Here is a 19,243-nt window from a genome sequence, read left to right as displayed (position 1 = left end):
GGACACCCGTGGGTTTCCGCAGCCCGGCAAGGGGCTCGACAGAATCAGATCACACCCCGATCGATCGTTGTGAAGTCACCGCGACAAGTCGACCGTCACGCGACGGTATCGGCCTGATCGGGGATCACGCTGCCGTCTGCGCGAGTCACGGCACCTTTTGCCCCGGCCGCGTCGGTGTATGCATCGGTCGAGCAGTGATAGGGAGCGTCCGCCCGGGACTTCGGTTCGATGAACATGGGGTTGACCAGCCATTTCCCGTCACTGTTGTCGTAGGCATTGCACATCAGTTCGGGATTGTTGCGGTTGATCACCAGGCGCGCGCCGGTCGCATCTCCGAGGAACGTCACGTCGGTGACAGAATCACCGGCAGCAAATACCTGACGTCGATCGGCGGCCAACTGCTCGAACGCCGTAGGCCCTTGAACCCCGTAGACAACCTCGTTGACCTGGCACCGCTTGCCGTCGATGTACGGAATGACCGAGTCGTCGCCGTCCGCAACGCCACCACACCCACGCAGGCGCCCGGTGAGAACCCCGCCCTCGACGATGGGCCGAACTCCCATCACGTGATCGGCGTCCAATCCCAGCTGTTCCGCCCAGACTCGAACGACCGGTTCGGCCGAGGCGGAGATGATCCGCACGTCGAATCCATGAGCGCCGAGGGATTTCACCAAATCTTCGATTTGCGCGTAGTACCGCACCGAGCCGTCGACTTCCGTCGTACCGACGGTCTGATCGGATCCTTCTGCAGCAGCGAGATTCTCGGCACGCGCTGCGCGGGCGTACTCGGTGATCTCGTCCTCGGTGTGCCCTGCCATCAACTGCACGGCCCACGCGTATGCGGCTTTTGTCCGGCGGTGATCGTAACCGTCGAATGCGGCCTGGCCGTCGCGAGTCTTCTCTTCGAGTACCGCAACGATCTCGTCGGCGCAGTCCGAGTCGGTGCTGGTTGCCAACGGTTGCCCCGGCGCGGTCTCGGAGCCGCACGCGGCGGAAAGTGCGGCAGCGCCGGCTGGCGTCATGAAGCGGCTGGTGGTTGCCCAGTCCCCTCCGGCAGGCTGTAACACCTTGTTGTTCTTGATCATCCAGAATGCAGTGGCGCTTCCGATGTCGTTCTTGACAACTGTGTTGTCCCAGTCGAAGAGCGCCAACGGAGCTCCGTCATCGACATCACCTGCAGCTCCACACGTTCCGAACTCCGTCATCATGGCATCCAACGTCACACGGTTGTCGCCGTACCACGCAAGACTGGGATCCAACGCAGCACAGGATGAACCACTCTGCGCCACATCTTCTTTCGGGGCGCTCGCTGCCGAACTACATGCAGTTGCACTCAACAGGACACTACCTACCGCCAACGCACACAGGGCGCGGGCATGCAGCGAACGGAACATCGATTCCCTCGTTTTCGTCGTGATTCGGGTACGACGGCATACCCGGGTCGATCGACCCGGGTATGCCGTGCAGTTGTCAATTAATCGAGCGTCAGCACTTCTCCCGACGCAACGGCGTCGGCGCGAGAGGTGTCCTTGAGGTCGACGCCGGAGCGGCCCAACTGGCGCGCTCCCGTCACCAATCCCAGGACGACACGAGCAGCCTGCTCGTATCCGAGTCCCTCGGGTGGGTGGACATTGGAAATGCAGTTTCGATCCGCGTCGGTACGACCGACGCGCGGAAGGTGAGTCAGATAGATCCCGACACTGTCCGCAACGGAGAGCCCTGGACGTTCGCCGATCAGGACGATCGCCGTCTGCACTCCCATCGCGGCAGCGATGTGATCACCCAGTGCCACACGGGCATTCGTGGCGATCACGGGCGGCGCGATCGAGTACCGCTCCCCCAACACCGTGACCAACGCGGACAGCAATTGCTCACCGTGGTCCATCAGTGCGCGCGGCGAGAGTCCGTCGGCGAGGATGAACCCGATTTCCTTGTCGGAACTCGAGATCGCACCCAGGTCAGCCGGTTGGCGCCCCAGGTCAGGTCTCCGGAGATACTCACTGCGGGTGGAGACGCTGCTCGCGACCACCACCGGCGCCCCGATGCCCACCCCTTCGACCCGAATGGCAAGCGTCTCGGAGTCGAGTGGCTCGTGGACCGCGTCGCGAGCTGCGGCGTGCGCTGCCTTGAATTCGAGAACCCGCTTGGTGGGCAACGAATCACCGGCGCGGCCCAACCCGATACGCGATTGTGTGGTCTTGCGCAGTGGACCCCAGAAATCGAGGATCGGTGCCTGATCTTCGGTCATGAGTTCACCGTCAAAGCCCGCAGCGGCGACATTTCGGCATCGATCGGAAGAACCCGACCGTTTGCGTCGGTCATCCCCAAGTTGTGGAGCCAGGTCTCGAACTCCGGGGCGGGCTGCAAACCGAGAACCTTACGCACGTACAGCGCGTCGTGGAACGCCAGACTTTGATAGCCGAGCATCACGTCGTCGGCGCCGGGCACCGCGATCACGAACGCCGCGCCGGCGACGCCCAGCAAGGTGAGCAGGTTGTCCATGTCGTCTTGATCGGCTTCGGCGTGGTTGGTGTAGCAGACGTCCACTCCCATCGGCAGCCCGAGGAGTTTTCCGCAGAAGTGATCCTCCAAGCCCGCGCGAATGATCTGCTTGCCGTCGTAGAGATACTCGGGACCGATGAAGCCGACCACCGTGTTGACCAGCAGCGGTTCGAGATCACGTGCCACTGCGTATGCCCTGGTCTCGAGTGTCTGCTGATCGACCGGGGCTCCGCCGGTGCCGTAGTGGGCACCTGAGCTGAGGGCGGACCCCTGCCCCGTCTCCAGGTACATGACATTGTTGCCGACCGTTCCGCGGTTCAAGGAGCGCCCGGCCTCGTTGCCCTCACGCAGGAGCGGAATGTTCACTCCGAAACCGGAATTGGCGCCTTCGGTACCGGCAATCGACTGGAAGACAAGATCGACCGGCACCCCCGATTCGATCAGCCCGATCGTGGTGGTCACGTGCGAGAGCACGCACGACTGAGTCGGGATCTCGAATCGCTGACGGATGTCGTCGAGCAGGTGGAGCAGATCCGAGGTGGCCTGGGGTGAATCCGTCGCGGGGTTGATACCGATGACGGCGTCGCCACATCCCATCAGGAGACCGTCCAATGTGGCCGCCGCGATGCCGCGTGGATCGTCTGTCGGGTGGTTTGGCTGGAGTCGGGTGCTCAGCCGGCCGGGCAGTCCGATGGTCGTACGGAACCCCGCGGTCACGGTGATGGCCTTCGCGACGGCGATCAGGTCCTGATTGCGCATGATCTTGCTGACCGCCGCAACCATCTCGGGGGTGAGCCCGGGACTTACGGCGGACAACCGTGCGGAAGCTTCCGGCGCCGACGCGGTCTCGAGCAACCAGTCTCGTAGTCCGCCGACAGTCAGGTGCGCCACCGGCGCAAAGGCCAGGCGATCGTGGCTGTCGATGATGAGCCTGGTTACCTCGTCGTCCTCGTACGGAACCAACAGATCTTCGAGGAACACCGTCAACGGAAGATCAGCCAGAACCCATTGAGCAGCAGCACGTTCGGCGTCGGAGCTTGCCGCGCAACCGGCTAGTTCGTCACCCGACCGCAGTGGTGTCGCTTTTGCCATCAGATCGACGAGACCGTCGAACGAGTAGTTGGTTCCGGATACCTGCTGGTGATACTTGGCCATCCCGCGACTCATCCCAATTCTTCTTCCGCCTGTGCAAGTACAGCAAACTCCTCGTCCGGCGAGTTGGCAACAAGGTGGTGACGACTGTAGAGACCGAAGTACGCCATCAGAACTCCGAAGGCAACCAACGTCAGCAATGCCGCAACGGGATCGACCAGGAAGGTGGCCACCACCGACACTGCCGCGATCACGAGCGCAAACGAGGTGGTGGCGATACCGCCGGGCGTGCGGTACGGGCGCGGCATGTTCGGCTCACGCTTACGAAGAACGATGTGACTCACCATCATCAGGACGTAGCTTACTGCCGCGCCGAACACCGCCATGTTGAGCAACATTGCACCTTCACCGGTGAGTGAGAGCGCGAAGCCGATGACTCCGGGTACGACGAGAGCGAGAGTGGGGGCCTTACGCTTGTTGGTCACCGACAGGTTCTTCGGCAGGTAACCGGCACGCGAGAGCGCAAATGTCTGGCGTGAGTAGGCGTACATGATCGAGAAGAAGCTCGCGACCAGACCGGCAAGTCCGATGTAGTTGACGGCCTTTGCCGCTCCGCTGTCCCCCAGCGCCTCGACGAGCGGATTTCCGGAGGTGGACAGGGCGTCTGCGCCGAGCGCACCGGTGGCGAGGAAGAGAACCGTTGCGCCTGTGACGATCAGGATCAACATGCTGATGATGATGCCGCGGGGGACGTTCTTCTCCGGCTCACGTGCTTCCTCGGCGGCCAGCGGTACACCTTCGACGGCAAGGAAGAACCAGATCGCGAAGGGCACGGCGGCCCAGATTCCGAGCAGACCGAATGGCAGGAACGACGACGATCCGACTGCGCTGGTGTCGACGGCGATATCGGTGAGGTTGGACGAATCGAAAAGGCCGACAGCCGAAACCGCGAACACGACCAGGCCGACGAGTGCAATGGCGGTGATGATGAACATCGCCTTGAGTGCCTCACCGGCGCCGGTGAGGTGAATGCCGATGAAGATCGCGTACACCGCGAGGTACACCCACCAGCCGTCGGTGATCCCGAACAGGTTCAGCGACTCGACGTACGCACCGATGAAGGTCGCGATCGCTGCGGGCGCTATCGAGTACTCGATGAGAATCGCTGTGCCGGTGGCAAATCCGCCCCAGGGCCCCATGGCCCGTCGGGCGAACGTGTACCCCCCGCCCGCAGCCGGAAGTGCCGACGACATCTCGGCCATACCGAGCACCATCGCCAGGTACATACCCGCGATGACAACCGCCGCGATGAGAAGGCCACCGAAACCACCTTCGGCCAGACCGTTGTTCCAGCCGGCGTAGTCACCGGAAATCACATAGCTGACACCCAACCCCGCAAGCAGCACCCACCCTGCTGTTCCCTTTCGGAGTGTTCGTTTCTCCAGGTACGAATTGTCTTCCGCATGGAAGTCTGCGCCGTCGTGGTGTGCACCCGCGGCACCGGCGTTTTTGCCGGTTGCGTGGTCGGAAAGAGACATGTCCATCCTCTGAATCGGTCAAGAATGAGACGACGCACGGTGGATGCGTCGCGTGAAATGAACGGTATGTGGGCGATGTACGGAGAAGGTCGCCTGGAGATGACCGTGCTGTTAACTGGCTGTCATGTGAGCGGCCCCGAGTCTGTTCAGATCTTCTTCAGGCTGCCGTTCTCAGGATCGGGCGGCCGCGCCCGGCACCGGGCAGGCATCGACGGCCTCGGCGACCACCTGGGGAACCGTCGGGGGCAAAGGACGCACGCCCGCTTCCCAATCAGCGCCCACGAGAATGCTCGACGCGCCGAGTGCTTCGTTTTCGTCCGGTGTGAATGCCCTTGCTCGACTGAGGAATCTGAATCCTTCAGGAGACTCCAGGCTGAATCCACTGCCGCGGCCGGGCACGACGTCCAGCACCAACTGGGTGTGCTTCCAGGCTTCGAACTGTGATCCGGAAATCCAGACCTGTACAGCGTCGGTTCCGGTGGGAAGGTCTTCGGGAGTCTCTCCGACAGCAAGTCGGAGATCGACGATTCCGAGTAGTACGTCACGGTCCCCGACGATGAATTCGCCTGAGGGATAACACATCGGGGCCGAGCCGTCGCAGCATCCGCCGGATTGATGCATCATCAGTTCGCCGTGAGTCCCGCTGAGGCGGCGCAGGAGGTCAGCCGCCCCAGCGGTGGTCACCAACCGGGGTGGAACGGCGCCGGTATCGGGTGTGTCCGTGGCGCTCATTCCAACCTCCGTGTGTTTGTGCAGGTTTCGCGTGTTGCAGTCTTGCTCACCGGCACCCGCAGCGAGGGGCTCACGGGTACCGGTGGGTAGATCAGAAGAAGCCCTGAGCCTTCTGGGCGTAGCTGACCAGGAGGTTCTTGGTCTGCTGGTAGTGCGAGAGCATCATCAGGTGGTTCTCGCGGCCGATGCCGGACTGCTTGTATCCACCGAAAGCGGCGTGTGCCGGGTACTGGTGGTACGTGTTGGTCCAGACGCGACCGGCTTGGATGTCGCGGCCTGCGCGGTAAGCAACTCCGCCGTCGCGGGACCAGACACCGGCGCCCAAACCGTAGAGCGTGTCGTTGGCGATTTCGATGGCCTCGTCGTAGTCCTTGAACGAGGTGACCGAGACGACGGGTCCGAAGATCTCTTCCTGGAAGATGCGCATCTTGTTGTTGCCGGTGAACACCGTCGGCTGGACGTAGTAGCCGCCGGACAGGTCTCCGCCGAGTTCGGCTCGCTCACCACCGGTGATGACCTTGGCGCCTTCGGCCTTGCCGATCTCGATGTACGAGAGGATCTTCTCGAGCTGATCGTTGCTGGCCTGGGCACCGATCATGGTGTCGGTGTCGAGCGGATCCCCTTGGCGCACAGCCTTGGTGCGGATGGCTGCCATCGCGAGGAACTCGTCGAAGATGTCTTCCTGGATCAGCGAACGTGACGGGCAGGTGCAGACCTCGCCCTGGTTGAGGGCGAACATCGTGAAGCCCTCGAGTGCCTTGTCCTGGTAGTCGTCGTTAGAGGCGAGGACGTCGGAGAAGAAGATGTTGGGGCTCTTGCCACCGAGTTCGAGAGTGACGGGGATGAGGTTCTGCGACGCGTACTGCATGATCAGGCGACCGGTGGTGGTCTCACCGGTGAACGCGATCTTCTTGATACGCGGGCTGGACGCGAGCGGCTTTCCGGCCTCGACGCCGAAGCCGTTGACGATGTTGAGAACACCGGCAGGCAGCAGGTCACCGATGATGCCGATGAGGTGCAGGATCGAGACTGGCGTCTGCTCGGCAGGCTTGAGCACGATGGCATTGCCGGCAGCGAGGGCGGGAGCAAGCTTCCACACGGCCATGAGGATCGGGAAGTTCCACGGAATGATCTGGCCGACTACGCCGAGCGGCTCGTGGAAGTGGTACGCCACGGTGTCGGAGTTGATCTCCGAGAGCGAACCTTCTTGTGCGCGAATAGCTCCCGCGAAGTATCGGAAGTGATCGATGGCGAGCGGAATGTCGGCGTTGAGGGTCTCGCGGATCGGCTTGCCGTTGTCCCACGACTCGGCGAGTGCGATGGATTCGAGGTTCTCCTCCATACGATCAGCGATCTTGTTCAAGATGATCGCGCGCTCGGCGACCGAGGTCTTGCCCCAGGCCGGAGCTGCTGCGTGCGCTGCGTCGAGAGCGAGTTCGATGTCTTCTGCGGTGGAACGAGCCACATCACAGAAATTCTGTCCGGTCACCGGTGTCGGGTTCTCGAAGTACTGACCCTTGACCGGAGCAACCCATTCGTTGCCGATCCAGTTGTCGTATCGAGACTGGAAGGACATGATCGCGTCGGCGGTACCTGGGCGGGCGTACACGGTCATTGCAAGCTCCTATGTAAACGTGATCTTCCTGGGCGCACCCACCAAATCGGTGACTGCAATCCCACCCCCCGGTGGGGTGTGATTCACAACACTAGGAGTTGCAACGTTGCAAGTACGTTGCGTGCGAGAAACGCAGATGATTCTCAGATGCCCAACTGGCGGTCGAGGAGATCAATTCTTGCCTGGACCTGCGAATACAGCGGAGATTGAGGATCCAACGTGGACAGGTAGGCCTCCCACACGACGGAGTCTTCGCGGCCGTGTACCGACGTGGTCCACCGGGCCAGAAGGTTGGCGTCACCTCCACGCAGCAGAGCTGCCTGGACCCTGGTGCGTAGTTCTTCCCGCACCTCTTCGATGCCGGGAGACGCCGAGCCCGCCAGCACCGGGCCCGAATACAGTTTCATCGCCGTCGCTGCGTCGCCTCGATCCAACGCTGCCCGCACATCGCCGACATCTGTCGTGAACTCCGTGATGATCCGATAAGGGCGCGAAGCCAGCCGGTCGGCACCGAAAACCTTACGAAGCCGCGACATTTCCGCGCGAATGGTCACTGCGTCGAGCTCCCCCTCGTCGAGCAGGACCGCAAGGTGGTCGGAGCTGAGACCCTCCGGGTGTTCGGAAAGCAGAAGGAGAATCTCGGCGTGACGCTGCGAAATCGGGATGCGGTCACCGCCGCGAACCAGCATCGGCCGGCCGGCACCGAATGTTTCGAGGCGCGGAGCCGTGGCACTGAGCGGGATGGGCGAGTTCAAGAGATGGAATCGCAATTCCGATTCGGCGGCCGCGACAGTTGCACGGATCAGTGACAGCACTTCGGGAACCGCAACCCTGGGACCACCGGTGATGTCGATGGCACCAAGGATTTGACCAGTGGTGGGATCGTGGACGGGTGCGGCCGAACAACTCCAGTCGTGCACGGTTCGGTTGAAATGCTCGGATCCGAAAATCTGTACGGAGTGATCGAGAGCAAGCGCCGTTCCCGGCGCATTGGTGCCGACACGATCTTCGCTCCAATCGGCGCCTTCGACGAAGTTCATGGACAACGCCTTGTCCTTGGCCGAGTTGTCACCCTCCACCCAGAGCAGTCGACCGTGTGCGTCACTGATCGCGATCAGTAGTCCGGTCTCGGCAGCATCTTCCACCAGGAGTTTCCGAATCACCGGACGGATCAGTGACATGGGATGCGCGGAGCGATATTTTTCGAGCTCCAACCCTTCGAGCATCTCAGGGTTGCCGACCACATCGGGATTTACCCCCTTGTTGCGGCTACGCATCCAGGACTCGAGTACGACCGAGCGGACATGGGAGTCGTCGGTCAGCCCCTGGCCGGGCACGCCGCGGGCATCGATGAACGACTGATGGGCAGACGAAAGTCGCCGCGCGAGTAACGCGACGTCATCGCCTGGCCTGACCGCCACCCACGGGTTGCCGGGCACAGCCTGTTCACGTGCCATATTTTGCGTTCCTCCGCTCCGTGGACCACTGTAACGCCGATCACAGCCCATAGGCGAGAACGACCATTCGGTATGACTGCCGACCCAGCCTGCTGCCCCTCGCGGTCACTCGTCACCGAGCAGAATGGCGCTTGCTCGTTCCGCAACCATCACCGCGGTCGCATGCGGGCCGCGGGTCGGGATCGTCGGCAGGATTGACGTGTCAACAATACTGAGTCCTTGCGCGCCGATCACACGGCACCGACCGTCGACGACTGCGAACGGGTCCGCCTCGGCACCCATCACGCAACTACCGGACATATGCAGCGACGTTCCCAGGCGGGATTCGACCCACTCATCGGTGTACTCCACGACGGGGCGATCGATCAACCCCGTCTCGGCGATCGACTCGAGAAGATTCTCGGCGATCCGCATCCCTTCCCGAATGGCAGCTCGATCGTGCGCCGACGCGACGTAGTTGTACCGAATACGCGGCGCCCCAGCGGGATCCCGCGATGCCAGTTCGATGCTTCCCCGGCTGTGCGGCGCCATGAGGACCACTCCGACGCCGTGGTCCATGCGAGGCACACCGGGAACCAGGTCTGTGAAAGATGCGGTGTACGGACGGATTTCGATCTCAGCGAGGTTGAGGGCTGTCTCCAGCACCGGAGTCTGCGATCGAATCGTGCGGGGCTTCGAAAAATAGTACGGCAGCAGCACTTCCGGGTGGTCGACGAAGTTCTGTCCGACGCCCGGTCGATCGAGAACGACGGAAACTCCCTGCCCTACAAGTTGTTCCGCTGGACCAACACCGGAATTCAGGAGAATGTGCGGTGTCGCCACCGCACCCGAACACACGACCACATGGTCGGCACGAATGCGTCGGACATTGCCGTCGCCGAGAACGTCGACGCCGATCGCACGGGTACCCGAGAACGCGATACGAATGACGTTCACTCCGGATTCCACCCGCAGATTCGGCCGGTGCAACGCCGGCATCAGATACCCGATCGCCGTACTGATCCGACGATGATCCGACACGTTCAGTGGCACTCGGCCCACCCCGAACGAGTCCGGCGCATTCTTGTCGACGTCGTCGGGAAAGCCTGCTCCGAGCGCTGCCGCATGAAACTCGCCGCTCAGTGGATGTAGTTGGTCCCACGCTCGACGCTCGACCGGGATCGGTCCGGCGGTCCCGTGGAACTCGCCCTCGAAATCACGATCCGTTTCGGACTTCTTGAAGTACGGCAAGACGTCGTCGTATCGCCATGAACTCGGCCAATTCTCGAAATCAGCACGGGTCGCGCGGGTGAAGTACGCACCGTTGACGGCTCCGGATCCACCGAGTGTCCGCCCCCGCGCAATTGTGGACGCCCGACGCGGCGTCAGTTCGACCGGATAGGTCCACGTGTATTCGCTCGCAGGTCCGACCGGCAGTCGGTACGGATCACCCAGGACGTCCGGGAGTTCGAGCGCCGATCGATATCCGCTTCCCGATTCGAGGAGCATCACCGTGGCGGATGGATCTTCACTGAGCCTGGCTGCGACCACGCAACCACACGTGCCACCACCGACAACCAGGAAATCTGCGTAGTCGGCTTCTGTCACTTGGTGATTCGAGGTTTCAGCGCCGCCCAGTCGCGGGCGTCGAATGCGCCACGCCAGAGTCCGGCTCCATACGCGATGTCGTCGGCTCGTTTGAAGAAGACGTACCGAACCGGTCCCAGCCCGCCTGGCTCACGGTGGCGATACCAGTCCACCAAACCTTCGGTGACTGCCGCAGCGACGGCCAGCCGCCGAATTCGACGGGAGGCGATCACCGCCAGGAGCGTCACGGGCCAGTAGTGACGACACATTGCCGAGGCGAGTTGCCAGAATCCGCCGACAACTCCCTGCGCGGTGAGGATCGCCGCGATCCGGGTGGGTTGACTCAGGCCGGTGAACATCTTTCGCAGCCGGTAAACGGTAAACAGCAAAGCGCCGAGTGCGCCGGCAAGACCGGAACGGGTCAGTGTTGCAGCGGCGATACACGCGAAGAGCGTCGAGAACGACATCGCCATCGGCGGAACCGAACCCTCGTGTCTTGCAGCCAACGGCGCCGCACCCGTGCCGTAGAACGCTCTCCTGGCGAACCACTTGTCGAACTGAACTCGATGATCGTGGGCGACATGCGCAACCGGTTCGTACCTCAGTCGCCAACCCGCAGCCTGCAGTCGCCAGCAGAAATCGACGTCCTCGGCTACTTCGAGACTCTCGTCGAAACCATTGCATTCGAGTGCCACGTCGCGCCGGACGATCACGGCGGCGCTGGGGACATAGGCGACCGGACTGCCCGACTTCACCGCAGCTTCCTTACGTCCGAGGTCGAGAGACGATCGCATGTTCTCGTACCGCGCCAGCGCCGTCCCGTACGGATCGAGGGCGACGATGCGGGGTGCAACAAGGGCAACCCCCGGATCGCTGAAGTGGCCCAACATCAACTCGAGCCAACCGGCACGCGGTATGACGTCGGAGTCCAGAAAAGCTACGAAACGTGTTTGGGCCGAACGCAATCCCGAGTTTCTCGCTGCCGAGGGTCCGCGGGCACTCTCGTGCCGGACCACTGTGATGGTGCCGGTGCCCGGGCAGGCGCGACGGGGCTCCACCGGCACTTCCGAACCGTCGTCGACAACGATGACGGTCAGATCCTTGAGGACGGGCAATAGGCGTTCGACGCCGGCCTGGTTGTCCTTGACCGGAATCACGACCGTGACATCGGCAGCGGACGGCGTCGACATCGGACGAGGATTCGCGACACCTGAATCGAGAAGGTGTCGAGCAACCGCAGCGCTCTGCTGATCGACCACCTCGAGGAAGCCGTCACCGATCATCGCCGCAGCCGTCGGCGCCAGCTTGAGCATCCGCGTCGGAGATCCGCCGATGAGTACCCGGCCACCCGAGTACGTGCGCACCTTGGGGTCCAACCGAATGCCGAAGCCGTCGGGGAGTCTTGCTGGTCGCATCAGATGATCGTAAGGGACGTAGCCCGTCGTGCTGCAACTCGTCGCAGCCTCGAAAGCCGTCGCAGGTGGACCGTCCGCCCCCACTCGGTCGTGGTCGTCACCGAAGCCTCCCATCTGGACCAGGCTCCCACCGGGCCAGTCCATCCGTCACGCGTCCTACCAACTCACCGAAGATGTATGCGCCGTCTTCGGCGGTAGCCCCGACTGGATTGCCGAGAACGCCGTTTTGCGACACAGCGACCATACCGCCCGAACGCATTCCTGGCATCAGGTCCGCGATAGGAGACAAATTTCCTGTCTCAGCAAGGCTCATGTGCACCAAATCGGGCGAAAGGTGCAGCAATAGGCTCGTTTCAGTGTGCCCCGCGTGCGCATCGGCACCCGCAACAGCGCACGGCACCCAAGCGGCGTCACGTCCCTCGTATCGAAGAAGTGCCACAGCTTTGGCCAGCGCGGGACCATTTCCGCCGTGGCCGTTGACGAACAGCACCCGCTTCGTCCATCTGAACGTCGACCTTCCGTATTCGACGACGAGGGTTTCCATAGCCTCGGCACCGATCGAAATCGTGCCGGCAAACCCTTCGTGTTCGCCGCTCGCCCCGTATTCGATGGCCGGGGCCACGACAACGTCGGGCAGAGCCTGTGCGACTGCTCTCGCGATCCGGGTGTCGGTATCGAGAGGCAGGTGCGGTCCGTGTTGTTCGAAAGAACCGACCGGGACCACGACGGTGAGCGCAGTGCCCTCGAGCGCCGGACTCGGGATGGCAGCAAGGTCACGCGGAGAACTCATCCCCCGATCGTATTGTGCACAGCTCCTCAAGCACTCGGCTCCACCCGAATCGATCGGATTGTGGTGGTGGCATTAACTGTTGCGACGGCAGTTCCGGTTTCGGTCAGAAGTTCTCCTGCAAGAAAAGCGAGGGATACATCACGTCTCACGACACGGCCACGCCCGATGTGTGCGCCGGGGAGGGCACGCTCGGGGAATTGAACATGCAACGACGCTGTCCGCGCGAACTGGTCGGGTTCGAGAGTGGCTACCGATGCGGGACCAAGAATGCGGGACCATGAGTGAATCCCACTTCGAACGTAGAGGACTCAGGATCTATCGCGCGAAGTGTCCAACCGAGTATGTCGCTGCCGGAGAGGGCGGGAATGCCCATCGACCACATCCCAGAATGGTCCCTTGCGTTTCATCGCTCATGTATAGCCTGACCCCGGCTCTACCACCCCGAAACTGCCACCCCGAAACACAGCATGCGTGTGCCCCGGGGCATGCCTCGTCCCCGGTACACACGCTGCCATTTTCAAATATGCCCGTTCAGGCTGCTGTCGGTGGGCTGTTCCCGCCGATCGGATGCTGATACGGATCAACCGACATCGGTGGATAGAACACCGTCTTCCGATCCGGGCCGATCTCCACCCGCCACTCGGTGTGATGCAGCGTCCGATGATGATGACCACACAACAAGATCAGATTGTCGAGATCCGTTGGGCCGCCATCATTCCAGTGAACAATATGATGAGCATCGCACCACCCCGACGGCGTCCCACACCCCGGAAACGCACACCCACCATCTCGAACCGCCAACGCCCGCCGCTGCGGAACCGTCGCCGTTCTCGCTTCCTTACCGCACTCGAGCGGAACACCATTCTCATCCAACAAAATCCGCGTCACGGTGCAGTCGCACGCCAACATCCGGGCAGTATCGATACTGATCGGACCCACCCAATCCGTCCACGCAAACCCCAACTCCTCAGTGGACGGCAGGAGGTCTTTCAAGGCCTGCAGATCCGTCACGTCCTTCGCCGACGCGGTCACCGTGATGTGCGGTTTCACCCCACCTTCGATCGGACCCAACCCCGCCCGCTCATACCGGCGCAACAACTCGCAAAACCCATCCGCCCGCCGTAACGCCGGAGTGCGGGCGTCTTTGACACCGTCTTTCTCCGGCGTCGGAGCGGACAGACTCGACAACAACGTGATCAGACGGGCCCCGTTCACAGCATCCAGATCACCCTTCACAGTCACCCTGCCGTACAAGCCTTTCGAGGCGTAGAACTCATTCCGCTCCGAATCCTCGCCGACCGGAACACCGTCCTCACGCTTGCCGTACTGCTTCTCGATCCGCCGAATCGCCGCCCGCACCGCATCACAATCCGCAATGTTCTTCGACGCCAAACCCAACAGAATCCCGCGGGCTTTGTCCACATCCGCCAGGGTCATGTTCTTGGGCGGATGCTGACAGAACGACGCCACCTGCCGCGCCTTCAACGCATCAACGTCACCACGATGAAACGCATCCGCGACAACAGGTTCGAGCATCAACAACCGCGCCAAGCCGACGAGCAGGCTGCACTCACCGATCTCCAGATTCGTCGACCCGTGCAACCACAGCGCGATCGCCCGAAAACCCTTCCCGCCAAGAACCTCCCGGGAAAACATCTCCACGATCAGCAACACCATCCGCGACTGCAACTCGTGCCGGACACGCACCAGATCCAGAACCTCACCCTTGAGGTCCTCACCATCCAGCTGCCACGCATCCCGACTGTCCATGCTCAAAGTTTAATCGAACATACTTTCGAGAACCAGAGACAAAACGGACGACTTATATCGCCAACGCGGCCCGATGCCCCTCGATGACGGCCGCGTGCGAACGCCTCGGAGACAAGGCGTCACCGATGCGAAATTTCTCGAAACAGCTTCCCTGCAAGGTGTTCCACAACTCGTCGACAGGTTCCTGCTGTGTCGCGAAGACCACCCAGTCGACTGCAACTTCCTCGGTCACACCCGTCGGAAGGTGAACCAAGCTCACGAGCGGCGAGGCCCCAGCACTCACCGAAGTCACCATCAGATCTGTCCGTTGCACGATCGACTTCTCGAACGCCCGGCGGTTCCACCCCTCGAAATCCAGGGTGATGCTCAGGTCCTGCGCGACCACCATGCCGTTGGTCGCGATCGTGACGGCACAGCCTCGATCAGCGAGGAACTCAGCCACCGACGTACCTTGATGGAATCCCAGTTCGTCGTAGACGAGCACCGTTCCACTCGGCAGAATCTTGCCGTCGAGAACGTCTCGAACACCCACCACACGCTCTGATCCACCCGCCCACGCTGGGCGTAAAGGCCGCGCTCCGGTTGCAATCACGACCACCTCGGGCGCGCGCTCCTCCACGATCGCGAGATCAGCTCCAGCGCCCAGCTCGATCGTCACACCGCTTCGGCGACACTCAGATTCGAGATTCCGGACGAGGTCGGCGAGCTCACGGCGAGCCGGTACCACCGAGGCGGTAAGAATCTGTCCCCCAAGTCTTCGTTCACGCTCGAACAGCGTCACCGCATGACCTAGCTGGGCCGCTGTAGCCGCAGCTTGCAGGCCGGCGGGGCCGCCACCGACCACCACCACCGTGCGGCCCCGTCGCCGCGGCATCGGCAGCGGTACCGATTCCCGACCGACGCGCGGATTTTCGGTGCACCCCAACCAACGTCCCAGACCCATCCGCCCGACGCATTCCTGGTTGCAGGACAGGCAGGTTCGCACCTGTACCGATTGACCAGCACGCGCCTTGTTCACAAAATCCGGATCGGCGATCTGCCCGCGAACTACTCCCACCAGATCGCATACACCGTCCTCGAGTGCGGCTTCGGCTTGCTCCGGCGTCTTGAAACGGCCGACTCCGACGACTGGAAGATCGACGACCTCCCTGATCGCAGACGGGACGAAGTTGGCGTAGCCGGTGGGTACAGCCATCGATGCTTCGACCAGATGCAGTGTTTCCGTGGCCATTCCGACGGTGGTATTGATGTAGTCGACGTGACCGTCAGCTTCGATGAGTTGAGCGGTGGCTACTGCGTCGGACAGTTCGATGCCACCCCGCGTTCCCTCGTATCCACTCAGGCGCACACCGAGGACACGATCCGGGCCGATGGCCTTACGCAGTACCCCGAGCACTTCGAGAAGGAACCGTGCACGATGTGCCACGCCCCCGCCGTAGCGATCGGTGCGCACGTTGGTCGAGGGGGCGAGAAACGCGCGCACTATGGACGACTGCGACGCCTGCAATTCCACCCCGTCGAAGCCACCGGCGACGCAATTGCGGGCAACAAGGGCGAACCCTGCGAGAATCTCGGCGATGTCCGCGTCGTCGACAGCTTTGGGCACCTCGCGGAACAACGGATCGGCGACGGCGCTCGGCGCCAACAGCGGCGATCGCGAATAGGTTCCAGCGCCCTGGCCCCCATTGTGGTTGATCTGCGCGAGAATCGACGAACCATGTGCATGAACGGCGTCGGTGATCCGCCGGTATCCCTCGATCGCTTCGGGCCGATAGCCCGCAATCATCTTCTCGTACGGTCGATCCCAAGGATGCGTCGAGTGTTCCTCGGTGATGATCAGACCCGCACCGCCGCGGGCCCGCGCCTCGTAATAGCTCGCGTGCTGCTCCGTCGGCAACCCGTTCTCCGCGTAATTGGTCAGGTGTGCGGAGAACACGACCCGATTGCGGAGTGTCAGGTTGCCCAGGCGCAGTGGCGCGAAGAGGCGCGGGTACGGCGTCATCAGACCTTGGAGTTTCCTTGATCGAGAGCGATATGACTTGCCGTGACGGTGCGTGAACCGTCACCCGCGAGCCACAGAACGGTATCGGCGATCTCGTCGGGTTCGGCGAACGCGATGTCCGAGAGGATCGGAGTGAAGTTGGGAAGGTACTGCGGAAACTTTGCGAATACCTCGAGCGCGCCCTGGTCGACCCCCATCGGCGTATTTACTCCGTAAGGGTGGATCGAGTTGACCCTGATCTTGTACTCCCCCAGTTCCTTTGCCGCTGCCTGCGTCAGACCGACGAGACCGAACTTGGCGCTCGCGTAGTGCGCCTGTCCGGGCAGCGCCTTGAGTCCGGCCACCGAACTGACCACGATGATCGATCCACCGCGCCCACCCTCGATGATCGCCGGCACCGAGGCCTTGAGGGTTTTCCAGACTCCGGTCAGGTTGATGTCGATCAGCGTTTCCCACTGCTCGTCCGACATTTCCCAGAATCGATTCCAGTTGCAGACCCCGGCGTTGGCGACCACGATGTCGAGACGTCCGAACTGTTCGACGCCGTCCTTGACCACCGCGGTGAGCGCTGCGCCGTCACGGACATCGACCTCGCGGGCGAGGATCTTCCCGCCCTCCGCTTCCACCAGACGTATCGTCTCGGCAAAGTCCTCGGAAGTTGCTGCGTCGTAGGAATTGTCCGACGCCACCGACGCGCATACGTCGACCGCGATGATCGCTGCCCCCTCGCGCGCCATCTTGACCGCGTGCGCACGTCCTTGACCGCGCGCTGCGCCGGTGATGAAAGCAACGCGACCTTCGAGCGAACGAACTGAACCCTGTGTCATGAGATAGCCCTCTCTGCAGAATTGAAACTCGTTCTAGTAGTAAACCCTGCAAAGCGCCCTTCGCGGATGGATTCGAGAACAGTTCTCGGGGCAACCGAGTCGCCCACCTGAATGTCGGCCTCTTCCTTCAGCGTTTCGTTCGGCAGAGGAGGCGAGCAGTCGATCACCACTTCGCACTCGAGCTGTGACCGCTCGCCGGTATGGACGTGTTCGACGCAGACGGCCCCTCGAGCGATTTCGGTGACACGTGACGCGAGCACCCTGGTGATCCCGGCCTGCTGGATGCGCGTGTTGGCGCCGACCAGATCCCCACTCGCACCGAGCCTCGAACCGACAATGCTGTCGGGAGTCACAATCGAGACGGAGATGCCATGGGCCGCGAGTGCTTCTGCGAACGCCACCGCGATCGGTCCACCGAGGGGATCGATCAGCGCGACCGGACCCGGCCCCACGGTGCTCAACTTCTCGAAGGCTTCCGACGCATCCAACCACCGAACCGAATCGTCGACCGGATACGTCGGCGGCCTCGCAGCACTACCGGTGGCAACGACAACAAACTCGCCCCGGCTGCGTGCGTCACCCAGGCCTTGGGCGTCGAGCGCCGCCCCGGTCCGCATCGTCACGCCGCTACGACGGCATTCGTCCTCCAGCCACTGCGCGAGGAGTGCGAACCGGCTACGGCCGTCACCTCGCGCAAAAGTTCGGATCATGCCGCCGAACTGCGATGAACTCTCGACGAGTGTGACCGAGTGCCCCGCCACCGCCGAGATCCGTGCGGCTTCCATCCCAGCGGGGCCACCCCCCACGACCAGCACGGCTCCCGGTGTCGAAATCTGCTCTCGCTCATCGGGGTCCACCGTCTCGAAACCCGCGCTCGGATTCCCGACACACGTCACGACAGGATTGCGAGGATCACGCACGAGGCACGTCTGATTGCAGAGCACACACGGCCGGGGACGATCGCCGCGCGCGGCTTTCACGACCAGGTCCGGGTCTGCGATCTGGGCCCGGGTCATCTCGACGAACTCACCTACTTCCAGCGCCGCGTGAGCGTCGGCGATGTCCACGACGCTCCCCTGCACGACAACAGGAATCGACAGAGCGGCCTTGATCTCACGGCACAGATCGAGGTTGAAGTTCGGCGGGCAGTGAAAATCGGGGCGGTACCGGTCAGACGAATAGAGTCCGCCACGAACGACGACAAGGAGATCGAGGAACGGAGACACTTCACGCGCGATACCGATGGCAAGATCGGGCGTCAGGCCCGCCCATGGAGCTTCCTCGCCACAGGACAACCGCAGGGAGACAACGTGATCCGACCCGACTTCCTCGCGCACTGCCGAGATGACCTCGCGAACAAGAGCAACGCGATCGCTACCGTATCGGTCTTGCCGAGTGTTGGTCAGACCCGAAAGGAATTGTCGCAGAATGCTTCGAGGACCGGCATCGAGTTCCACTCCGTCCATTCCCGAAGCGACGGCCAGCGCCGACGCCTCACGGAAGCCGGCTATCAACTGGTCGATTTCCGCCTGCCCCATTGCCATCGGCAACTCACGCGTCACCGGGTCGGCCACTCTGGACGGTCCCCACAGCACCGACTGGGAGTATGCGCTCGATCCCTGCATCCCGGTATGACCGAGCCCGGCCAGAACCAGCGCTCCGTACGGAGCACATGCAGCCGCGATCGACTGCCACCCCGGGCCACATTCCGACGCCAACGGTGCCCGCTCGTACGGCCAGTCGTTCTCCGATACCGAGGCCACTTCGGTGACGACGATCCCGGTTCCGCCCTCGGCGCGGCGCTGGTAGTACGCACGGTGCCGATCGGAAAGCGAGCGTCCCACAGCAAGATTGGTCTCGTGCGGACCGAAAACAACCCTGGACCGGACGAGGCGTCCGGCCAGGGTCGTGTGTTCGTCGAGTGTCAACTCACAGCT

Annotated in this window: 14 protein-coding genes; all 14 read right to left on the bottom strand. The window is 62.5% G+C overall.

Annotation, left to right across the window (positions count from 1 at the left end; all coding sequences use genetic code 11):
* Positions 1–95: 95 nt before the first annotated feature.
* A complete protein-coding gene (locus ACYP01_RS08950) occupies positions 96–1,394 on the bottom strand; it encodes an HAD family hydrolase (protein ID WP_459679480.1) in 1,299 nt (432 codons plus the stop codon).
* Positions 1,395–1,474: 80 nt separating this feature from the next.
* Positions 1,475–2,248: an ethanolamine ammonia-lyase subunit EutC gene (eutC, locus tag ACYP01_RS08945; protein WP_373937002.1), complete on the bottom strand. Its 774-nt coding sequence runs from the start codon at positions 2,246–2,248 to the stop codon at positions 1,475–1,477.
* Positions 2,245–3,669, bottom strand: coding sequence for an ethanolamine ammonia-lyase subunit EutB (locus ACYP01_RS08940; RefSeq protein WP_019744243.1), 1,425 nt, complete (start codon positions 3,667–3,669; stop codon positions 2,245–2,247). The genes eutC and ACYP01_RS08940 overlap by 4 nt, the downstream gene beginning before the upstream one ends.
* Complete coding sequence (gene eat, locus ACYP01_RS08935) at positions 3,666–5,138, bottom strand: ethanolamine permease (RefSeq protein ID WP_149357742.1); 1,473 nt, start codon at positions 5,136–5,138, stop codon at positions 3,666–3,668. Before eat ends, ACYP01_RS08940 begins: the two co-directional genes overlap by 4 nt.
* 165 nt (positions 5,139–5,303) lie before the next feature.
* Positions 5,304–5,864 (bottom strand): DUF779 domain-containing protein, encoded by a 561-nt coding sequence (locus ACYP01_RS08930; RefSeq protein ID WP_003942021.1) that lies wholly within the window; start codon positions 5,862–5,864, stop codon positions 5,304–5,306.
* Positions 5,865–5,955: 91 nt separating this feature from the next.
* Positions 5,956–7,479 carry an aldehyde dehydrogenase gene (gene adh, locus ACYP01_RS08925; RefSeq protein ID WP_007730158.1) on the bottom strand — a complete coding sequence of 508 codons (1,524 nt, stop codon included), beginning with the start codon at positions 7,477–7,479 and terminating at the stop codon, positions 5,956–5,958.
* A 143-nt stretch (positions 7,480–7,622) separates the two neighbouring features.
* Positions 7,623–8,936: a sigma-54-dependent transcriptional regulator family protein gene (locus ACYP01_RS08920; protein WP_003941954.1), complete on the bottom strand. Its 1,314-nt coding sequence runs from the start codon at positions 8,934–8,936 to the stop codon at positions 7,623–7,625.
* A 105-nt stretch (positions 8,937–9,041) separates the two neighbouring features.
* On the bottom strand, positions 9,042–10,523 hold the full coding sequence (gene mftG / locus ACYP01_RS08915; RefSeq protein ID WP_459679474.1) for a mycofactocin dehydrogenase MftG: 1,482 nt from the start codon (positions 10,521–10,523) through the stop codon (positions 9,042–9,044).
* Positions 10,520–11,917 carry a mycofactocin biosynthesis glycosyltransferase MftF gene (gene mftF, locus ACYP01_RS08910; RefSeq protein ID WP_007730153.1) on the bottom strand — a complete coding sequence of 466 codons (1,398 nt, stop codon included), beginning with the start codon at positions 11,915–11,917 and terminating at the stop codon, positions 10,520–10,522. Before mftF ends, mftG begins: the two co-directional genes overlap by 4 nt.
* A gap of 97 nt (positions 11,918–12,014) precedes the next feature.
* Positions 12,015–12,707: a mycofactocin biosynthesis peptidyl-dipeptidase MftE gene (gene mftE, locus ACYP01_RS08905; RefSeq protein ID WP_459679471.1), complete on the bottom strand. Its 693-nt coding sequence runs from the start codon at positions 12,705–12,707 to the stop codon at positions 12,015–12,017.
* A gap of 531 nt (positions 12,708–13,238) precedes the next feature.
* Positions 13,239–14,477 (bottom strand): HNH endonuclease signature motif containing protein, encoded by a 1,239-nt coding sequence (locus ACYP01_RS08900; RefSeq protein ID WP_459679469.1) that lies wholly within the window; start codon positions 14,475–14,477, stop codon positions 13,239–13,241.
* Between the two features lie 52 nt (positions 14,478–14,529).
* Positions 14,530–16,479: a mycofactocin system FadH/OYE family oxidoreductase 2 gene (locus tag ACYP01_RS08895; RefSeq protein WP_459679467.1), complete on the bottom strand. Its 1,950-nt coding sequence runs from the start codon at positions 16,477–16,479 to the stop codon at positions 14,530–14,532.
* On the bottom strand, positions 16,479–17,306 hold the full coding sequence (locus ACYP01_RS08890) for a mycofactocin-coupled SDR family oxidoreductase (protein WP_003941966.1): 828 nt from the start codon (positions 17,304–17,306) through the stop codon (positions 16,479–16,481). The genes ACYP01_RS08895 and ACYP01_RS08890 overlap by 1 nt, the downstream gene beginning before the upstream one ends.
* A complete protein-coding gene (locus ACYP01_RS08885; protein WP_459679465.1) occupies positions 17,303–19,234 on the bottom strand; it encodes a mycofactocin system FadH/OYE family oxidoreductase 1 in 1,932 nt (643 codons plus the stop codon). The genes ACYP01_RS08890 and ACYP01_RS08885 overlap by 4 nt, the downstream gene beginning before the upstream one ends.
* Positions 19,235–19,243 lie beyond the last annotated feature (9 nt).

The organism is Rhodococcus sp. no. 34 (genome assembly GCF_054589475.1).
The sequence above is the reverse complement of the archived record's forward strand: the minus strand, read 5'-3'. Positions and strand labels throughout refer to the sequence as shown.

What these genes read in the sequence shown, in the direction of transcription:
- ACYP01_RS08950 (WP_459679480.1), bottom strand. Translation starts at nt 1,394, where the DNA reads ATGTTCCGTTCGCTGCATGCCCGCGCCCTGTGTGCGTTGGCGGTAGGT.
- eutC (WP_373937002.1), bottom strand. Translation starts at nt 2,248, where the DNA reads ATGACCGAAGATCAGGCACCGATCCTCGATTTCTGGGGTCCACTGCGC.
- ACYP01_RS08940 (WP_019744243.1), bottom strand. Translation starts at nt 3,669, where the DNA reads ATGAGTCGCGGGATGGCCAAGTATCACCAGCAGGTATCCGGAACCAAC.
- eat (WP_149357742.1), bottom strand. Translation starts at nt 5,138, where the DNA reads ATGGACATGTCTCTTTCCGACCACGCAACCGGCAAAAACGCCGGTGCC.
- ACYP01_RS08930 (WP_003942021.1), bottom strand. Translation starts at nt 5,864, where the DNA reads ATGAGCGCCACGGACACACCCGATACCGGCGCCGTTCCACCCCGGTTG.
- adh (WP_007730158.1), bottom strand. Translation starts at nt 7,479, where the DNA reads ATGACCGTGTACGCCCGCCCAGGTACCGCCGACGCGATCATGTCCTTC.
- ACYP01_RS08920 (WP_003941954.1), bottom strand. Translation starts at nt 8,936, where the DNA reads ATGGCACGTGAACAGGCTGTGCCCGGCAACCCGTGGGTGGCGGTCAGG.
- mftF (WP_007730153.1), bottom strand. Translation starts at nt 11,917, where the DNA reads ATGCGACCAGCAAGACTCCCCGACGGCTTCGGCATTCGGTTGGACCCC.
- mftE (WP_459679471.1), bottom strand. Translation starts at nt 12,707, where the DNA reads ATGAGTTCTCCGCGTGACCTTGCTGCCATCCCGAGTCCGGCGCTCGAG.
- ACYP01_RS08900 (WP_459679469.1), bottom strand. Translation starts at nt 14,477, where the DNA reads ATGGACAGTCGGGATGCGTGGCAGCTGGATGGTGAGGACCTCAAGGGT.
- ACYP01_RS08895 (WP_459679467.1), bottom strand. Translation starts at nt 16,479, where the DNA reads ATGACGCCGTACCCGCGCCTCTTCGCGCCACTGCGCCTGGGCAACCTG.
- ACYP01_RS08890 (WP_003941966.1), bottom strand. Translation starts at nt 17,306, where the DNA reads ATGACACAGGGTTCAGTTCGTTCGCTCGAAGGTCGCGTTGCTTTCATC.